A 17,504-nucleotide genomic window follows, 5' to 3' on the forward strand; every position below is an offset into this window, starting at 1 on the left:
ACCAGGTCCCCACACAATTTAGAAACAATTCTGAATTGAACTAGAGTTGTGTGTGGACCTGGTACCTTTTGTGAAGCTTTGTTCAAGGTTTCACCGTGAACAGAAAAATGGTATACTATTTGAAGTTGCCAAACCAACTGGTTACACTTATTATCCATACATATCGCGATTGAAATTTGATTTCGATCTAATGATTTTATTGAATGCAAAAACCACAACAAATAAATGGCTTAAAAAGAAGATTGGAAATCCGATCTTCTTTTTAGCGTGAAAAATGATAATCGCTTGGAAATGAATCATGAAGGGACTAATTATTATAAAAAAGACATTTGCTTACGAAAATAAATTACCATCTTTACCCATACCGCCAGTAACGAGTACAAAGGAGAAACTTCTTGAATGGGTTGAACCTCTTGTAAACGATGAACAATTTAAAGAAACTACGAAGGTAGTTAACCATTTCTTCAAAATGGATGGAGATGCAGAAAAACTTCAAAAAAAATTATGCGAATGGGATGCCAAAATGGAAGGTAGTTGGCTAAAGCCTTTATGGGATGATATGTATTTAAATTTCCGCGACCCTTTGCCAACGGGCATGCATTTCAATATTTTATTAGATAATAAAAAGCATGAAAATCGATATACGCGTGCGGAACTTACCGGAAGGGTTAGCCGTTTAGTCACGGAATTATATCATTTAATAATTGATGGCGAGGTGGCGCCCGTCATACAAAATGGTGTGCCCCAAGATATGAGTCAATATAAGAAATTTTTTAAGTCCATTCGTATTCCGAGAGTAGAAAGAGATGAATTTAGACTAGCGGCATTCGAGAAAAGAAATAACTATGTCATGATTTTATATAAAAGAAATGTTTATAAAGTGAACGTAACCAATAGTGAAGGTGAAATTTATCAAAGCAGTGAAATCGCAAATGCTATTGAAAGAGCCTTTCAAGAAGAGCAAAGTGAAGGCGCTAACGTAGGAATTTTTACAACTGCGAAAAGAGACGAAGCTGCGAAGATATATGATCAACTCACCGTATCTAAAGTGAATGCGGATACTCTACAAACGATAGCGGATTCGCTAATTGTCATTTCTATGGATGAAGAAAGTAGTAATTCCGAAGAAGCGATTGAGAACTTAATGTTAAATGGAACGAACAAATTCTTTGATAAAACCATCCAAGTCATCCTCACTAAAAAAGGTGAATTGGGTTATAGCATCGAGCATTCTTCGGTTGATGGTACGACGATATTTGCCGTCATAAGCTATGTAAATGAAGGCCTGGAAAGTGAAGAGCCTGAAACCATCTATACGACTGAACCCACTCGAATGGAAAAACAGCAATGGGAATTATCTGCGGAGATTGAGAAGTCGTTAATGAGATTCGAAAAAGATCATGCGAATGTTAAAAAAGAGTTTTTTATTAAAACGAGAACCTTCAACGGCTTTGGTTCAGATGAAATCAAAAAAATGAATATTAGTCCGGACGCTTTTTTTCATATGGCCTTACAAATTGCACAGTACAGAACGTTTGGCGTATGTAGAAGTGTGTATGAACCTGTTTCAGTCCGTGCATTTTATGAGGGAAGAACAGAATGTGCGAGAGCGACCAGTATGGAGAAGCTGAACTTGGTGAAAGCGCTAGAAAACGGTGCAGAGAGTAATGAAGTGTTGTATGCCTTAATGCAAAAGGCGAGCGCGGCTCATACAAATCGAATCATAACGTGCCGTAAAGGATTCGGTGTTGAAAGACATATGTACGGTCTGGAGCAAATGTATAAGTTACACGGGGTAGACATCGGTATGACGGATACACCAGCACTCTTTAGCGATCCTGGCTATTTGACACTGCGTCATGATTTTATTTCGACAAGTGGTATGGCTTATGACAATGTAAAGTATCGGATATTCGGCCCAGTCGTTGAAGGCGGTTTTGGACTCGCTTATATTTTATTAGATCAAACGATTTCTATTAATATCTCCTCCAGTGCTGATGAAGCAGATCATGCGCAGAAGTTAACCAATCATTTGATAGATGCATTTTTAGAATTAAGACAGATTGCGAATCGTAGTCTTTAAATAATTCAAGACTACTTGTTAACAGATGGTAGAGCGCAATCTAGAAGTATTTAACGTAAGCGCAAACCTAGTAAGAGGTATGGAGTCAGTTGGTGGAAAACTGAAAATCACGCTCCTGTTAGTCCCGAACGATAATGGATTACTTAAACGCCCAAATCGGTAAGTAATGAATAAGCTTTACAACATGCCCTCTACGCATTCGTAGGGGGCTATTTATAATCGTGCCGATTGTTTATTGCTGCCGCAAAATTCGTGTACATATCACCGAACAGATTGGGCGTGTGGCCATGCGTAACATCATCAAATAGCTCCTGCTCATAATTCAGATTATGCATTGTATTCTGTCAATACATATGGTAAGTTAGTAAATGATAAAAATGAAGTATAAACTTCATTTGCGATATTAAAGATGTCTCGGCTTCAAAAGGAGAGAAAGTGATTGAAACTTAAAGAGCTTATCCAAGAACGCTACAATACTCTATCGAAAAGCCAAAAGAAAGTAGGGCAGTATGTTATCGATTACCCAAAAATCGTTGCGATGTCTTCAGCGCAAGAAATCGGGGCAAAGATTGATGTCAGTGAAACGACGGTTATCCGCTTCAGTCATAGTTTGGGATTTTCCGGTTATGCAGAATTACAAAAGGAAATTCGAGAGAAATTGTTGTTTCAACAAAGCAGCTTGACGACCTATCAGCAATCTAAGCTTGTGCTCGAACAAAAACCGCATTTCTTCGAGCAAGTTATGGAGAAGGATCGTGTAACCATTACGGAGACGATGAAACAGATTCAGGAGGCTGACTATGAAGAGGCGATTGAACGCCTTTCGAACGCCGAAACTGTCTATGTACTTGGCCTTCGATCGTCCTATACAGCGGCTAATTGGCTTTCCTATACAATCGGTTTAGTGAGAAGTAACGTGCAGTTGTTGCGGCCCGAAACGGAAGATGTCATTCAAACGTTGAGTCAAATGAATTGCAACTCCGTAGTGATTGTCATCTCGTTTCATCGTTATTTAAAAGAAACGATTCAAATTGCACGATTGGCGCATGAACAGGATGCATTTATTATTGGGATTACAGATTCGACACTAGCTCCGATCCATACATATAGTCATATATTATTTCCAATTTATTCACCAAATAAGTCGACACTCGACGCAACTGCTTCTTTGTTTTCATTCATGAATGCGATTGTGGCTGGTTTATCGGTGAAGGAAAAAGACAGTTTTGAGAAAAGGCAAAATTCCTATCAATCAATAGCGAGTGATTTTTTATTCGTGGAAGGGGTGGATTGAAGATGGAAGCAGCGTTGAAAGAAGTGCAACCATTGATTGAAGAGGTGTTTACTCATTTGCATGAACATCCCGAAATCAGTTGGCAGGAAGTAGAGACGACGAAGTATTTACAGCAGTTACTAGAGAATGAAGGGTTCCAAGTGACGACATTTGAGGATTCGACGGGGCTAGTTGTGACGGTCGGTACTGGCAAGCATTGCGTTGCGCTTCGTTCGGACATTGATGCATTATGGCAAGAAGTCGACGGGGTGTATCAAGCCAATCATTCATGTGGACATGACGCACATATGACGATGGCGGTTGGGACGTTACTCGTTCTGAAGAGACTTGGGATTCCAAAAGTGGGTCGTTTAAAAGTGATTTTCCAACCTGCCGAGGAAAAAGGAACCGGTGCATTATCATTTGTGGAAAAAGGCGTTGTGGACGATGTAGATTATTTGTATGGTGTGCATCTTCGTCCTATTCAAGAACTCGGGGATGGCTATTCGACGCCCGCTATTTTGCACGGTTCTGCAAAAATGGTAACGGGATCGATTACAGGAACGGATACACATGGTGCGAGGCCACATCTTGGTCAAAATGCGATTGAAGTAATGGCGCAACCCGTTCAGGCAATCCATGCTATTCACGTCAATCCAATGGTTCCGCATTCCGCAAAAATGACGATGTTTCAAGCGGGTGGGGAATCGGCAAACATTATTCCCGGTAACGCGGTGTTCAGCTTAGACATTCGAGCCCAAACAAATGAGGTCATGGAGAAGCTAATGAGTCAAGTGGAACAAAAGATTTCTACTGTTGCTGAGATGTTTGAAGTGCAGATCGATTTTGAAATCAAATCAGAAATAGCCGCTGCACAGGTGGATGAAACCGCAGTAGAAATAATGGCACAAGCAATTAAGGAAACAGTGGGAGAGCAGTCTCTCGTGCCTTCTATAGTCACGCCGGGTGGAGAAGATTTTCATTATTACACACTGAAACGACCGGCCATCAAAGCGACGATGCTTGGACTTGGGTGTGATCTATCGCCGGGACTTCATCATCCGAATATGACGTTCAATCATGACAGTATACTGACGGGAATCGAAATACTCGCCCGAGCAGTGAACCGCACATTTGAGCAGCTAGAACAAAGGACGTGAGTTTATGAAGACTAATTTATCGATTCGCAAATTAGAATCGAACGAAGACATGCGAATGGTTCAAGGACTTGAAAAACAAATTTGGGGAGAGAATACTGTTCCAACACATCAAACCTATACGGCGTCAAAAAATGGTGGGTTAGTGATTGGTGCTTTCGATCAACAGGAGATTGTTGGATTTTCATATAGTTTTCCGGGGTTTGCAAATGGGAAAACGTATTTATGTTCGCATATGCTTGGCGTCCATCCGAATTATCAATTATTAGGGATTGGCAAGATGCTAAAGGATGAGCAGCGTAAACTGGCCAAAGAAATCGGCTATGACTTAATGACGTGGACATTTGATCCGTTGGAAAGCCGTAATGCCTATTTAAACCTGACGAAGCTGCACGGTATCAGCACTACATATCTGGAAAATTGCTATGGCGAAATGGAAGATGGTTTGAATAAAGGATTACCATCAGACCGGCTTCAGGTCGAGTGGTGGATTTCTAGTGAACGGGTGGAAGATGGGTGGACACCCCAACTAGCCAACTACGACCGACCGTTTGATGTCGGACAATCTGAAAAAGGCAATCCGATGATGGAAGTAAATCTAGAGGAAATCTCTTCAAGTAGCGAGGGCATGGAAGTACCGATACCGAAAAACATTCAATTCATTAAAAAGGATGAGCCTGAACTTGCATTGGATTGGCGAATGAAAATCCGAGCTGTCTTTCAATCACTATTTGGCGCAGGTTATGCGCTAGTAGGGTTGAAGAAATCCGACACGGACGTTCATTACTATCAATTCATAAAAAGAACAATGATTCCACTACATATAAAACATGAGGAGAATTCGAATGATTATAAAAGAGATTAATATCCGAAAAATGAAAATGATGATGAAAAACCCTTTCACTACAAGCTTTGGTACGTTTCAAGAGAAAGATTTTTTATTGCTTGAAGCGATAGATGAGTATGGAAACACGGGATGGGGGGAGTCAGTCGCATTCCATTCACCTTGGTACAGTGAAGAAACAATCGAAACTAATCTACATATGTTGGAGGACTTTTTAATCCCTTTAGTGATTGGGAGGGAAATCAATCACCCAGATGAAGTGAGTTCACTTTTCAAAGCAATTCGTAAAAATAATATGGCGAAATCCACTGTAGAGGGAGCGGTTTGGGATCTTTATGCAAAGCGTAACAAAATGACATTAGCACAGGCGTTAGGTGGAGAAATGGAGAAAATAGAGGTCGGAATTAGTATTGGGATTCATGAAGATATAGCTAAATTAGTAGAGACAGTCCGCGGTTTTGTTGAGGAAGGCTATAAACGTATCAAAGTAAAGATCAAACCAGGATATGACGTTGACGTGATACGTGAACTTCGCACAAACTTCCCTAACGTACCGCTAATGGCGGATGCCAACTCGGCCTATACACTTGAAGATGTGGAACTGCTTAAACAGTTGGATGAATTTAATTTAACGATGATCGAGCAACCGCTTGCTTCGGACGATATCATCGACCATGCCACTTTGCAAAAAGAAATCCAAACTCCCATTTGTTTGGATGAGAGTATCCACTCTCTTGAAGATACACGAAAAGCGTTGGAGCTTGGGAGCTGTAAAATCATCAATATTAAAATTGGTCGTGTCGGGGGATTGACTGAAGCGAAGAAAATCCATGATTACTGCATGGGACACGGTATTCCCGTTTGGTGTGGAGGCATGCTTGAGTCAGGAATTGGACGCGCACATAACGTAGCGCTTACGACACTGCCCAATTTCATTCTGCCAGGTGACACAGCAGGATCATCCCGCTATTGGGAGGAAGATATCATTACACCAGAAGTCGTTGTGGAAAATGGGTATATTACAGTACCCACTTCATATGGCATTGGATATGAACCGAATCTTGAAGCAATGAATAAATTCACGGTGAAAGAAATGAATTATAATGCATAATGAGTCAAGTGGGCGACCATGTTCACCCACTAGGCTTTCTATAATCTGAAAAATTAATTTACATAGAACCTAAAAACTTATACTAGAAGGCGAGGAAGAGGGATGAAAAAGAGTTTTCAAATCGGTGCAGCTTTCATCGGTGTGATCGTCGGCGCAGGATTTGCATCTGGACAAGAAATTCTGCAGTTTTTCACTAGTTTTGGCACAATAGGCATAGTTGGAACTCTTGTCGCAGCAGTATTATTTGCATTCATCGGCATGAATTTAACCCAATTAGGTAGCCGTTTGCAAACCACGTCCCATCAGAATGTCATTTACCATATTTGTGGACGTTATTTAGGTATTGTTGTGGATTTCGTTATCACATTTTTCCTATTCGGTGTCACCGTCGTCATGTTTTCAGGTGCCGGTGCAATATTCGAACAGCAATTACATATTCCCGGATATATCGGAAGTATTATAATGGCTATTTTAACCATCGCGACAGTGACGTTAAGTGTTCAAAGAGTCATCACGCTCATTGGGGCATTCACACCATTTTTACTCTTGCTCGTTATGGTAATCACGGTGTATTCAGTTATCAACTATGATTTCTCGGCCGCTGAAATTCAAGCGGCGGTTACCGGTACAAACCAAGGGGCCCCACATTGGCTAGTAGGTGGACTCTTGTATGTTTCCTATAATATCGCGGCTGGTGTTGCGATGCTTACAGTCATGGGAGGAACAGTCAAGGACGAAAAAGTTGCCGCGTGGGGTGGAATTATCGGAGGTCTGGGTCTGGGTCTTCTCCTTCTTCTCATCAATATATCGATGTTGACACAGTTGAAAGAAATCGCCGCGGTACCGATGCCGATGCTGTTCTTGGCGAATAATATAAGCCCGGTAGTTGGTGCACTCATGTCCATTATTTTATTGGGAATGATTTATAATACTGCAGTAGGCATGTTGTACGCATTCACCGTACGCTTTGTCAAACCTGACACAGCGCGCTTTAAAGGGAGCATTATCCTATTTGGTTTAGTAGCGTATGCCGCAAGCTTCATCGGTTTCGTAACACTCGTGGGCACTGTTTATCCGGTAATGGGTTATCTTGGATTCGTATTGATTGGTGCGATTATTTTCGCGTGGTTTAAGAAGAAAAGAGTATTATATCTAGTTGAAGGTTAAAGAAAGTACCAGGTCCCCACACAAATCGTAAACAATTCTGAATTGGACTGGAGTTGTGTGAGGACCTGGTACCTTTACGTGCCGTCCTGTTTTGATTCCTTCGTATACTCTTTCTTAGCTTCATCAAAAATTTTAATTTGAGCAGAAAATGTTAGTGCATAGATCGTGATAACTACTGATAATAAACTGACTCCATTAAATAAGGTGATGGAATCTTGGTTTTCTAGCCAAGTATATAAACTTTTTAAGGCCTTTGATTCTTCAAACTCTGCTTTGGACATCCACTTCTTCATACCCAATAAAGTGAAATATGCTATGAGGATGACAGATAATAAGCTGTTCACAATGGTGATATTCAAATACTGTTTTTGTCTATCCAAGTCCATAGTTTTTGAGAGTTCTTTCAAGCTCAATTCCTCGACTTCATCTTCACTGTGTGCTTTTTCTGAAGGAAACACTCGCTTAAGTACAAGGAAGTATAGGAAGTTTGAAAGGTATATTAGTAAAATATATACCGCAGACAGATAAGCAAAGAAACCTATCACATAGCCGTATCCAGCTGCGTTTACATTCGGAGTAAGTAAAGAATAAAAAGCGGCAATGGAGGCTGTTAGAAAGAACGAGAGTGATATCCCGTAATATTTTGGATAAGTACTTTTCTTTTTATGTTTGCGATACCATATGGTTAAAAACAAGGCTATCGCAAATACTATATAGAAAATAAATAAAATCGGTAATTTGCTATGAAAGGTCAAGCTTATTGGAATGGCAAAAAACATCAAGATATATAGTGGAATCTCCATACCACTCAATTTACTAAAGTCTGCTAACTTCCAAGCTTTTCTCACTATCATCCCTCACTTGTACGAATAAGTAGTATAACCTTAACAATCGTTACTATAAGTATATCAGTAATAGCAGCGCTACATATGATTCTATTTGATATACATTCATAGTGAAGACAAAAAACATTTAGAAGTATGCACAGTGTGACCGGTGGAAGATATAGATCGATAAGGTACCTGTGTGAGAAAGCAACGTGAATGTTAAAACCATCATGAAAGTTTGATAGGTACATTTAATAAAACTTCCCCTTTTATGTTGAAACTATTTTAGTAATTCTCCGTCTAAACGCTGCTTAGAAAATGGGGCTGTATAGAGAGGATGGAAGAAATGAAGAAGTTATTTGCAGTAGTTGCTGCATTGTTACTAGCTTGCAGTTTACCGGTGTCAGCGGCTGCAGCCAATAAGCAAGTGTTTTCTGATGTGCCGCCGTCCAAGCATTTTGCGGATGCGGTGAATGAGTTGGCTGCACGTAACATCATAGGAGGTTATCCTGACGATACGTTCAAACCGGGGAATTCGATTACGCGAGGACAAGCTGCAGCGATTATCGCGAAGATGATCGGTCTGGATACATCGAATGTAAATGGCAAAAAGTTTAAAGATGTATCAACATCTTATGGTTTTTATAAAGCGATTACGAAAATGGCGGAAGAAGGAATTATTGGTGGGTATCCAGACGGTAGTTATAAACCGGATGAGCCGATTAAGCGTAAAAATATGGCTGCGATTCTTGTGAAAGCATTCGATTTACCTTGTGATGTGAATGTGAAAAACCCATTTAAAGGAGAAGTCGGCATTACAAATGACGTACTCGTTATTTACAAACTCGGCATTACTTCAGGTACCTCTCTTACAACATTCAGCCCGAACGCGTCGATTACGAGAGGGCAAGCTTCAAAAATGCTTGTGGCGGCGGAGCAGGTAATGATGAGGAATGCTGTGACAGTAAAAGCGGGCGACTTTGGATGGGGTACGATCGAAGCGGTTATCGATGATCAAGTGAATCCGAGCGTATTTCGTGCAGTACAAGTGAAAGGGAAAAACGACACGCTAAGCCAAGTTCAATTATTTCCCGTCAAAGAAGGAACAGGAGGAGTTGTCATTTGGGGAAGAGACGCAGAATTTAATATGAAGTATCAAAAGTATTATGTTCATGTGAAAAAAGAGGGCAGCGAACTACGTTTGACGTTAGAAAAGACGGATGATTCCCTCCCGGCAGAGGTAGCGCTCAATACGAAATATAAGCCCGTAAAAAATGTAGCCCTCGCCAGGAAAGACGGAGAGAAAATCTCTGATGACGTAATGATTGTAAGAAATCAATACAATTTCACCTATATTATGATCGAACAGCCGGGAGAGTATATCGCGACGGTCCTCTTTGAAAATGGAGAAGAAGTGCGATACAGTGTGTGGGCTCATGAAAGTGAAGACAGCTTTTTATATGATGCATATACCCAGGAAATAGGACCAGCTAAAAATTTTAAGTAAATGTATTGAGTGCCAGGTCTATAAGAAATCTTAATTATGTAGAGATACTGTCTGATGCTACGTTTTGAAAAATGGTACCTGTGCTTGAAACCAACATGATTGTTTAAACATTCATGTTGGTTTCAAGCATAGGTACTTTTATTTGAAAGTTAAGTAATTGGGTAGTAGGTTCTGAAATTATTTTGTAGAGTATCCAGTTGGATGCTCTTTTTCTATATTGAATTTTAAATAATATTGCTAAAAAATCTAAAAAAGACTAGCAATATAAAGAAAGGGAAGCTATAATGTAAAATACAGTTTCTAAATGATAATGATTTTCATTATCGGTGAAGAGCTTAATACATAAAGAAAGAAGTGGTTAGATTTGGTTTCAAATTGGGTTAGCAAGAAAGTACTGTTTTTATTTGTAGCATTATTATCACTAGTTGTATTGGTAGCAGGGTGTGGGAACTCTAATACGGAACCCAAACCCGTTAAGGGAGATAAGGAATCATCAGGAACAGCTACTGAAGAAAGCAGGACCATCACACATGCGATGGGAACTACGGAAATTAAAGGAATGCCAAAGCGGATTGTGACACTTTATCAAGGAGCGAATGATGCGGCAGTTGCACTTGGCGTGAAGCCTGTAGGTATCGTTGAGTCATGGGCAGAACAACCTGTGTATCAATATTTGAAAGATGATTTAGATGGTATACAAATAGTAGGACAAGAAACGCAGCCAAACTTAGAGGAAATCTCGAAGTTGAAACCGGACTTAATCATCGCTTCCAAAATTCGTCACGAAGAAGTATATGAGCAACTTTCAGCAATTGCGCCTACTGTAGCGCATGAAACAGTATTTGCTTTTAAAGAAACAGTGGATCTAATGGGGCGAGCGTTAAATGAAGAAGATAAAGCAAAAGAAGTTATAGAAGATTGGGATCATCGAGTACTTGATTTTAAAGAAAAACTAAAGGAGAAACTGGGTGATAAGGCGCCGGAACATGTTTCTGTATTAAATTTCAGAGCCGATCATTCGCGGATTTATTATACAGGTTTTGCAGGATCCATTTTAGCTGAACTTGGATTTAAAGGACCAAAAAACATGAAAGATGAAGGTCAAGACATTATCAAATTAACAGATAAAGAAAGTATTACGGAAATGAATGCGGATGTGTTTTATATCTTCATGGATAAAAATGATCCAGCGGTAGTAAAGAATTATGAAGAGTGGACAAGTCATCCATTATGGAAGAATCTTGACGCTGTTAAAGCAGGCCATGTGTATGAGGTCGATGAAATTGTTTGGAATCTTGGTGGTGGAGTCAAGTCAGCAAATCTTATGTTGGATGATATGTATGATCGATTTGGATTAGAAAAATAAAAAAGAAAGGGGTGGGGAAACTCCCATCCCTTTCTCTCTTTATCAGAGTAAAGAAAGTAGGTATTATATGAGAAAATTATCATCTCATACACCTTTTAAACTAGTTGTTTTGATTGTTTCTATTATAATTGTCAGTTTGTCATTTATGTTAAGTATCTCATTAGGGCAAAATTCAATTCCTTTACGCACCACTGTAGAAGCACTCATTCATTTTGATGCAACGAATACAGATCACATTATTGTTACAACCTCCAGATTGACTAGGGCGATTATTGCAACCTTTATAGGAGCCAATTTAGCTGTTGCTGGTGCACTTATGCAGGCGATGACTAGAAATCCACTGGCCGCACCGGATATTCTTGGTGTTAATGCAGGTGCGTTATTTTTTATCGTTCTCTCAGCCACCTTCTTTTCCGTCGATTCCTTACAGTCGTATATGTGGATTGCTTTTTTAGGAGCAGCTATTGCAGGTATTTCTGTTTACTTCCTCGGTTCATTGGGGAAAGATGGATTGTCTCCCATTAAAATTATTTTGGCTGGCGCTGCTATCTCTGCTCTTTTCATTTCATTTACGCAAGGATTGCTCGTTATTGATGAACAGAGAATACAAAGCATATTGTTTTGGTTGGCTGGTTCCGTTTCTGGTAGAAGTCTAGATATGATAATGCCCGTTTTACCATATATGCTGGTCGCTTTACTCATTGCGTTATTCCTCGGTAAACCGGTTACCATTTTGCTGTCGGGTGAGGATGTTGCTAAAAGCTTAGGCCAACGAACAGTGTTGCTGAAAGTAATGATCGGTGCTGTTGTAATCGTATTAGCAGGAAGTTCTGTCGCAGTAGCTGGTTCTATTGGATTTATTGGCTTGATTGTTCCTCACTTAGTGAAAGGAATTGTAGGGCCTGATTATCGTTGGATCATTATTTTGAGTGCGTTAATAGGCGCAAGTTTGCTTCTTCTAGCGGATGTGGCTGGAAGATTTATCATTGCTCCACAGGAAATGCCCATTGGGGTTATGACTGCATTTATCGGAACACCATTTTTCATCTACATTGCTCGGAAAGGGTTGGTGAAGAATGGGTAAGCATATGACGCTTAAAAACAAATCAGAAAGTTTTTCATTTCAAGTCCATACGCAAACAATTGGCACAATTATTATATTAAGCTTTTTATCTATAGCGATTCTTATCATAAGCCTTTCCATAGGGAGTAGTTTCATCAGCCCCTGGACCATAGTAAAGGATCTTATCGGTGTGGTAGAGCCTGATTTTATACTCAACCAATTAAGACTTCCTAGAGTATTGCTTGCCTTTATGGTAGGTGCAGCATTAGGCGTTGCGGGGGCTATTTTACAGGCGATTATTAGAAATCCATTGGCATCACCTGACATCATCGGCATAACGGCAGGTGCTTCAGCCGGAGCAATTGTTTTTATCGTAGTTTTCTTAGGAACAATAAGCGCGACTTTTATGCCATTGGCGGCAATTTTAGGTGCGTTACTTGTTGCATCTGCCATTTATCTATTGGCATGGAATAATGGCGTCACACCCATTCGTCTCGTATTAATTGGCATTGGGGTGGCAGCAGCGATGAAAGCAATTGTCATGATGATGATTGTCTTAAGTGATACAGCAGTCACAACAAAAGCATATCTTTGGTTAACCGGAAGCTTATATGGTTCTAATTGGGACCATGTATATTCGATGCTTCCTTTTATACTCATATTTATTCCGTTAACAGGAATTCTAGCGCGTTCTGTCAGTGCAAAAGAATTAGGGGATGACATTGCAGTCGGTCTTGGGGTAAAAGTTCAATCCAGACGCTTTACACTCTTACTTATCAGTGTAGCGCTAGCGGGTTCTGCTGCTGCATTTGCGGGCGGTATAGAATTTGTCGGATTAATCGCTCCACACATTGGCAGGATGCTGATCGGACGTTCGTTTGCTGCGTTAATCCCTGTATCCGCATTGATTGGTGGAATGATTGTAGTATTAGCTGATCTAGTAGCTAGAACTGCATTTTTGCCATTGGATATTCCAGCAGGGGTATTTACGGCGGCAATCGGGGCACCATTTTTCATATATCTATTGTTTAGAAATCGAAATAGTTAATGCGATAGAAAGGAGTAGAGAAAATAATTATGTTAGAAGCGAATTCCTTAACATTAGGTTATAATGATACAAAAATTATTGAGGAATTACAGTTGACGATACCTGAGGGAGAAATCACGGTTTTTGTTGGGGCAAATGGCTGTGGAAAATCTACATTATTACGATCCCTAGCACGTCTTATCAAACCACAAGCTGGCGGGATTGTTTTAGACGGAGAGCAATTGAGCAGATACTCTACTAAAGAAGTCGCAAAAAAACTGGCCATTCTTCCTCAGACCCCTCTTGCACCAGAAGGTCTGACGGTATTGCAACTAGTAAAGCAAGGAAGATATCCCCATCAGAGTTGGTTAAAACAATGGTCTAATGAAGATGAAGTGATAGTAGATCGGGTGTTGGAATTAACGAACATGAAGGACTTTGCACAAAGGACAGTAGATTCCTTGTCAGGTGGTCAAAGACAGCGTGCTTGGATTGCTATGACACTTGCTCAAAAAACGGACATAATTTTATTAGATGAGCCTACGACGTATTTAGATTTAGCCCATCAAATCGAAATTTTAGATCTTCTTTTTGAGTTAAATGAAATAGAAAATAGAACGGTTGTGATGGTCCTTCATGATCTAAACTTGGCATGTCGTTACGCCCATCATATTGTAGCGATTTGTGATAAAAACATTTATGCACAAGGCAAGCCGGAAGATGTTATTACACCTCAAATGGTCAAGGACGTATTTTCATTGAGTTGCGAAATTGACAAAGATCCATTATTTGGCACACCTTTATGTATACCGTATGGCAAAGGTAGAAAAATATAAGGAAAGGAGTTTTTCAAATGAATTCTAATGAGATTTTTGATGTGACCGTGATCGGTGGTGGACCCGCTGGGCTTTTCTCTACATTTTATTGCGGTTGTCGTGAAATGAAGGTTAAATTAATCGAGTATCATTCATTTCTTGGAGGCAAATTAAATGTCTATCCTGAAAAAATGGTTTGGGATGTAGGAGGTATTGTCCCTTCTCCCGCTCATCAATTAGTTGAACATCTCGTGGGACAGGCAAAAACATTTCAACCGGAGATTGTACTCAATACAAAAGTAACTTCCATTTCAAAAGGGGGGGACGGTATTTTTACTGTCCATACACAAATCGGCGAAGAACATTATTCTAAAGTCATCATATTGGCGATTGGTGGTGGAATATTGAAACCCACACGTTTAGAAATTGATGGAGCAGAACGTTTTGAGGTGACTAATCTACATTACACGGTGAAGTCATTAGCACAATTTAAAGGAAAACGAGTATTGATTTCAGGTGGTGGAAATTCAGCGATTGATTGGGCTAATGAATTGGAGTCAATTGCCGATAAAGTATACTTGACTTATCGCAAAGATCAATTAAAAGGACATGAAGCAGAAGTATCTAAATTGCAAAATAGCACGGTACAATGCATATTAAATACAACGATTGAAAAGTTAGTTGCTTCTTCTGACCATGAAACGATACGGCAAGTCGTTTTACGTGATGAAGATCAAGAAGAAAAGATATATGTAGATGTAGATGAAGTGATTATTAATCATGGATTTGAAAGAGAAAGAGAATTAATTGAAAACAGTACGATTCCAATTAGAATGGCCTCTGATATTACAGTAGCAGGTAATTCGATGGGAGAAACCTCTGTGGAAGGTTTATTTGCAGCAGGTGATATTTTGGAACACGATGGAAAATTGCGTCTCATTGCAGGAGCCTTTACAGATGCGGCAACTGCGGTCAATCGGGCGAAATTGTATATCGCACCTGATGCCAGCAACCGCGGTGTTGTTTCTACTCATAATGATATGTTTAAGGAGAGGAACAGGGAATTACTTAAGAGTATGCAGTACAGTAAGTAAATGTCGTATGAGAAATGAATAGAATTGTTTTAAGAAATGCTCGTTAGTTGGCTAGAACGAAATCACCATGCCGAATAGTAATGATGTACCTGATGATATAAAAGTAATTAATTATAGACTATTCATTATCACAGCAAGTGGAATTTGGACCCGAAACCTTAAAGGGGAAAATGGGAGTAGTATTCAAGTTGATAAAATGGTAGTTGGTCTTATAAAAAGAAGAGAAATTATTCGGAATCACAAATAGAGGTGAAGCTATATCTTCCATTGTAAGCGTCAAATAACACATTGTTTCTTATAAATGAAAATGCCACGAAGAATCATATGACCGATTCTTCGAGACATTTTCTATTTCTTTGACTGTATATAACAATTCTTTGGTAAGATTTTTAGTGAGGTACCTGTGTGAGAAACAAACGTGAATGTTTAAACTTTCATGAATGTCTCTCGTGCAGGGACCTGGTCCTTTAATGAACGAACTATGTATATATGTCAGATTCCTGTCCATACTAAATAGCGCAAATGAACTCTCTTTCCAAAATAGTTCAGCGGTAGAGCAATCGGCTGTTAACCGATCGGTCGCAGGTTCGATTCCTGCCTTTGGAGTACATAAAAAACTCTCCCGACCGGCTATGTGCGGTTAGGAGAGTTTTTTGTTTTGCGCAGGCACTTCATTCATCATCCCATGCTGTTCCGTTCACACGTTTTTCACTCATCAGTTCACTGACGGTACCCAGACGAAAACCTTTCTTCGTGATTTGTTTAATCATATCTTCCATTCCTTCAGCTACAGGTTTAGTCGGGTGCATTAAAACCATCGAGCCGTTCTCCACTTGAGATACTACCCTGTTCACCATTTCATTAGTCGCCGGCTTTTTCCAGTCGACTGTATCTACCGTCCATAAAACCGTATGCATTCCTAGCCGGCTTGCGGTTTCCACCGTTTGCTGATTAAAACTGCCGCTTGGCGGACCGAACCATTTGGGCGATGTAATCCCAAGTGTTTTTATGATGACATCATTTGTCTTTTTTAACTCTTCCATTGTTTCAGCTTCTGATTTCTGCTGTAAATCGGGATGGCTGTATGCGTGGTTTCCAATTTCATGCCCCTCCTTATAAATCAATTTAGCTAAATCGGGATTTTTACTTACCCAGCTGCCGTCGAAAAAGAAGGAGGCTTGGATTTTATGCTTCTTCAGTACATCCAAAATTTCAGGAATATATTCATTACCCCAGGCAACATTAATTAAAAAAGACACCATCGGTTTATCCGGATTTCCTTTGAAAATGGGGTGGGGGCCTAGATCTTTCAAATGAACAGAGGGGGAAGTTTCTTTGTAAACGACTTTTGATTCATCCAATTTGCCAGTCGCTTTCATTTTTCTGTAACTGGCTTCCAGATCCACTTCCAGTCCATTGTAGCCGGGGATGGCTTTCCAAACTCTGTCGATCTTTGCATCAACCGCGGGGATATGATGCGCCTCGCTGAATGATTCTAATTCTGTCGTCAGTCTGTCTTTGCTAGTTTTAGATGCGGAGGCAGTGCTTACTAGATTCGTATCTGCTCCCCAATGATTAGTGAAAAGAACTAGGTAAAGTATTCCTATACAAGCAATGAAAGAAATAAGCCAGATCCGTTTCAGTTTATATCACCTCTTTTCTAGTCAGTAGTGTTTCCTGTACTTGAATATGTATGCATCGGTACCAGGTCCCTAAACAATTCAGAAACAATTCTGAATTGGACTAAAGTTTTGTGCGGACCTGGTACTTATTACTATCCGTATACTTCCGCTATAAATTGCAATACTAAGCTCGTTATCATTTATTTTACTTGTGGGAGGCGAAGGATATGGCAAAGGATTCTGGCCCGAGTTGGAAAAAGGATCATCCGGGCACGTTTTTTGGTAATTCGGTAGAGAAAGCAGACCGTGCAGTGAAACAAGCGATGTCTCATCCAGAAGAGATGGCAATCGAGCATGCGTTTAATGCAATCGAGCGCGCTGAAAACGCGTTTAGGAATGCAAAGCAATTTAACAGTGAGTTAGATACGATTCAGCAACATAAGGGGCAGTTGGATTTGATCAAGCAGCAATTGAATGAAACCCAAATGAAAAATGGCGAGTAATCTTCATGGACCTAAGTCAACTTACTACTTTAAAAGGCAGGTATC

The 17,504-nt window shown here is 40.0% G+C and carries 15 protein-coding genes and 1 tRNA gene; 14 read left to right on the forward strand and 2 right to left on the reverse strand.

The features are described 5' to 3' along the window. Window positions 1-298 precede the first annotated feature (298 nt). From CSV67_RS06050 to CSV67_RS06075, 6 genes are all read left to right on the forward strand, one after another. Window positions 299-2,083, forward strand: coding sequence for a choline/carnitine O-acyltransferase (locus CSV67_RS06050; protein ID WP_099630705.1), 1,785 nt, complete (start codon window positions 299-301; stop codon window positions 2,081-2,083). 439 nt (window positions 2,084-2,522) lie between these two features. Next, window positions 2,523-3,377, forward strand: coding sequence for a MurR/RpiR family transcriptional regulator (locus CSV67_RS06055; RefSeq protein WP_099630706.1), 855 nt, complete (start codon window positions 2,523-2,525; stop codon window positions 3,375-3,377). A gap of 2 nt (window positions 3,378-3,379) precedes the next feature. Further along, window positions 3,380-4,516, forward strand: a complete 1,137-nt coding sequence (locus tag CSV67_RS06060) for a M20 peptidase aminoacylase family protein (RefSeq protein WP_099630707.1) — start codon at window positions 3,380-3,382, stop codon at window positions 4,514-4,516. A gap of 4 nt (window positions 4,517-4,520) precedes the next feature. Then, a complete protein-coding gene (locus CSV67_RS06065) occupies window positions 4,521-5,378 on the forward strand; it encodes a GNAT family N-acetyltransferase (RefSeq protein ID WP_099630708.1) in 858 nt (285 codons plus the stop codon). Then, window positions 5,359-6,468, forward strand: a complete 1,110-nt coding sequence (gene menC / locus CSV67_RS06070; protein WP_099630709.1) for an o-succinylbenzoate synthase — start codon at window positions 5,359-5,361, stop codon at window positions 6,466-6,468. Before CSV67_RS06065 ends, menC begins: the two co-directional genes overlap by 20 nt. Window positions 6,469-6,570: 102 nt before the next feature. Continuing rightward, window positions 6,571-7,635, forward strand: coding sequence for a YkvI family membrane protein (locus CSV67_RS06075; RefSeq protein ID WP_099630710.1), 1,065 nt, complete (start codon window positions 6,571-6,573; stop codon window positions 7,633-7,635). Window positions 7,636-7,709: 74 nt separating this feature from the next. On the opposite strand, the gene CSV67_RS06080 is transcribed toward CSV67_RS06075, so the two are convergent. Beyond that, a complete protein-coding gene (locus CSV67_RS06080; RefSeq protein ID WP_099630711.1) occupies window positions 7,710-8,483 on the reverse strand; it encodes a hypothetical protein in 774 nt (257 codons plus the stop codon). 325 nt (window positions 8,484-8,808) lie between these two features. Here CSV67_RS06080 and CSV67_RS06085 point away from each other — a divergent pair, with 325 nt between their 5' ends. From CSV67_RS06085 to CSV67_RS06120, 7 genes are all read left to right on the forward strand, one after another. After that, the gene (locus CSV67_RS06085) at window positions 8,809-9,969 is read left to right on the forward strand and encodes an S-layer homology domain-containing protein (RefSeq protein WP_158232892.1); all 1,161 of its coding nucleotides are present in this window, start codon (window positions 8,809-8,811) and stop codon (window positions 9,967-9,969) included. Between the two features lie 364 nt (window positions 9,970-10,333). Beyond that, window positions 10,334-11,335 carry an ABC transporter substrate-binding protein gene (locus CSV67_RS06090; protein WP_099630713.1) on the forward strand — a complete coding sequence of 334 codons (1,002 nt, stop codon included), beginning with the start codon at window positions 10,334-10,336 and terminating at the stop codon, window positions 11,333-11,335. A 67-nt stretch (window positions 11,336-11,402) separates the two neighbouring features. Then, window positions 11,403-12,419, forward strand: coding sequence for a FecCD family ABC transporter permease (locus CSV67_RS06095; protein ID WP_099630714.1), 1,017 nt, complete (start codon window positions 11,403-11,405; stop codon window positions 12,417-12,419). After that, window positions 12,412-13,446: a FecCD family ABC transporter permease gene (locus CSV67_RS06100; RefSeq protein ID WP_099630715.1), complete on the forward strand. Its 1,035-nt coding sequence runs from the start codon at window positions 12,412-12,414 to the stop codon at window positions 13,444-13,446. The genes CSV67_RS06095 and CSV67_RS06100 overlap by 8 nt, the downstream gene beginning before the upstream one ends. A 29-nt stretch (window positions 13,447-13,475) precedes the next feature. Beyond that, window positions 13,476-14,261, forward strand: a complete 786-nt coding sequence (locus CSV67_RS06105) for an ABC transporter ATP-binding protein (RefSeq protein ID WP_369803144.1) — start codon at window positions 13,476-13,478, stop codon at window positions 14,259-14,261. Between the two features lie 17 nt (window positions 14,262-14,278). Then, window positions 14,279-15,334: an NAD(P)/FAD-dependent oxidoreductase gene (locus tag CSV67_RS06110; RefSeq protein WP_099630717.1), complete on the forward strand. Its 1,056-nt coding sequence runs from the start codon at window positions 14,279-14,281 to the stop codon at window positions 15,332-15,334. Between the two features lie 534 nt (window positions 15,335-15,868). Further along, window positions 15,869-15,940 (forward strand) — tRNA-Asn (locus CSV67_RS06120). A gap of 65 nt (window positions 15,941-16,005) precedes the next feature. Here the strand turns inward: CSV67_RS06120 and CSV67_RS06125 are convergent. Further along, window positions 16,006-16,713 (reverse strand): polysaccharide deacetylase family protein, encoded by a 708-nt coding sequence (locus CSV67_RS06125; RefSeq protein ID WP_233192566.1) that lies wholly within the window; start codon window positions 16,711-16,713, stop codon window positions 16,006-16,008. Between the two features lie 470 nt (window positions 16,714-17,183). On the opposite strand from CSV67_RS06125, the gene CSV67_RS06130 reads away from it, so the two are divergent. Continuing rightward, complete coding sequence (locus CSV67_RS06130) at window positions 17,184-17,459, forward strand: DUF2564 family protein (RefSeq protein WP_099630720.1); 276 nt, start codon at window positions 17,184-17,186, stop codon at window positions 17,457-17,459. Window positions 17,460-17,504 lie beyond the last annotated feature (45 nt).

It is taken from the genome of Sporosarcina sp. P2, assembly GCF_002743255.1.
In the GTDB taxonomy this organism is placed as follows: domain Bacteria; phylum Bacillota; class Bacilli; order Bacillales_A; family Planococcaceae; genus Sporosarcina.

Coding starts and splice junctions, on each gene's coding strand:
- CSV67_RS06050 (WP_099630705.1), top strand. CDS start 299: ATGAAGGGACTAATTATTATAAAAAAGACATTTGCTTACGAAAATAAA.
- CSV67_RS06060 (WP_099630707.1), top strand. CDS start 3,380: ATGGAAGCAGCGTTGAAAGAAGTGCAACCATTGATTGAAGAGGTGTTT.
- CSV67_RS06065 (WP_099630708.1), top strand. CDS start 4,521: ATGAAGACTAATTTATCGATTCGCAAATTAGAATCGAACGAAGACATG.
- menC (WP_099630709.1), top strand. CDS start 5,359: ATGATTATAAAAGAGATTAATATCCGAAAAATGAAAATGATGATGAAA.
- CSV67_RS06075 (WP_099630710.1), top strand. CDS start 6,571: ATGAAAAAGAGTTTTCAAATCGGTGCAGCTTTCATCGGTGTGATCGTC.
- CSV67_RS06085 (WP_158232892.1), top strand. CDS start 8,809: ATGAAGAAGTTATTTGCAGTAGTTGCTGCATTGTTACTAGCTTGCAGT.
- CSV67_RS06095 (WP_099630714.1), top strand. CDS start 11,403: ATGAGAAAATTATCATCTCATACACCTTTTAAACTAGTTGTTTTGATT.
- CSV67_RS06100 (WP_099630715.1), top strand. CDS start 12,412: ATGGGTAAGCATATGACGCTTAAAAACAAATCAGAAAGTTTTTCATTT.
- CSV67_RS06105 (WP_369803144.1), top strand. CDS start 13,476: ATGTTAGAAGCGAATTCCTTAACATTAGGTTATAATGATACAAAAATT.
- CSV67_RS06110 (WP_099630717.1), top strand. CDS start 14,279: ATGAATTCTAATGAGATTTTTGATGTGACCGTGATCGGTGGTGGACCC.
- CSV67_RS06125 (WP_233192566.1), bottom strand. CDS start 16,713: ATGAAAGCGACTGGCAAATTGGATGAATCAAAAGTCGTTTACAAAGAA.
- CSV67_RS06130 (WP_099630720.1), top strand. CDS start 17,184: ATGGCAAAGGATTCTGGCCCGAGTTGGAAAAAGGATCATCCGGGCACG.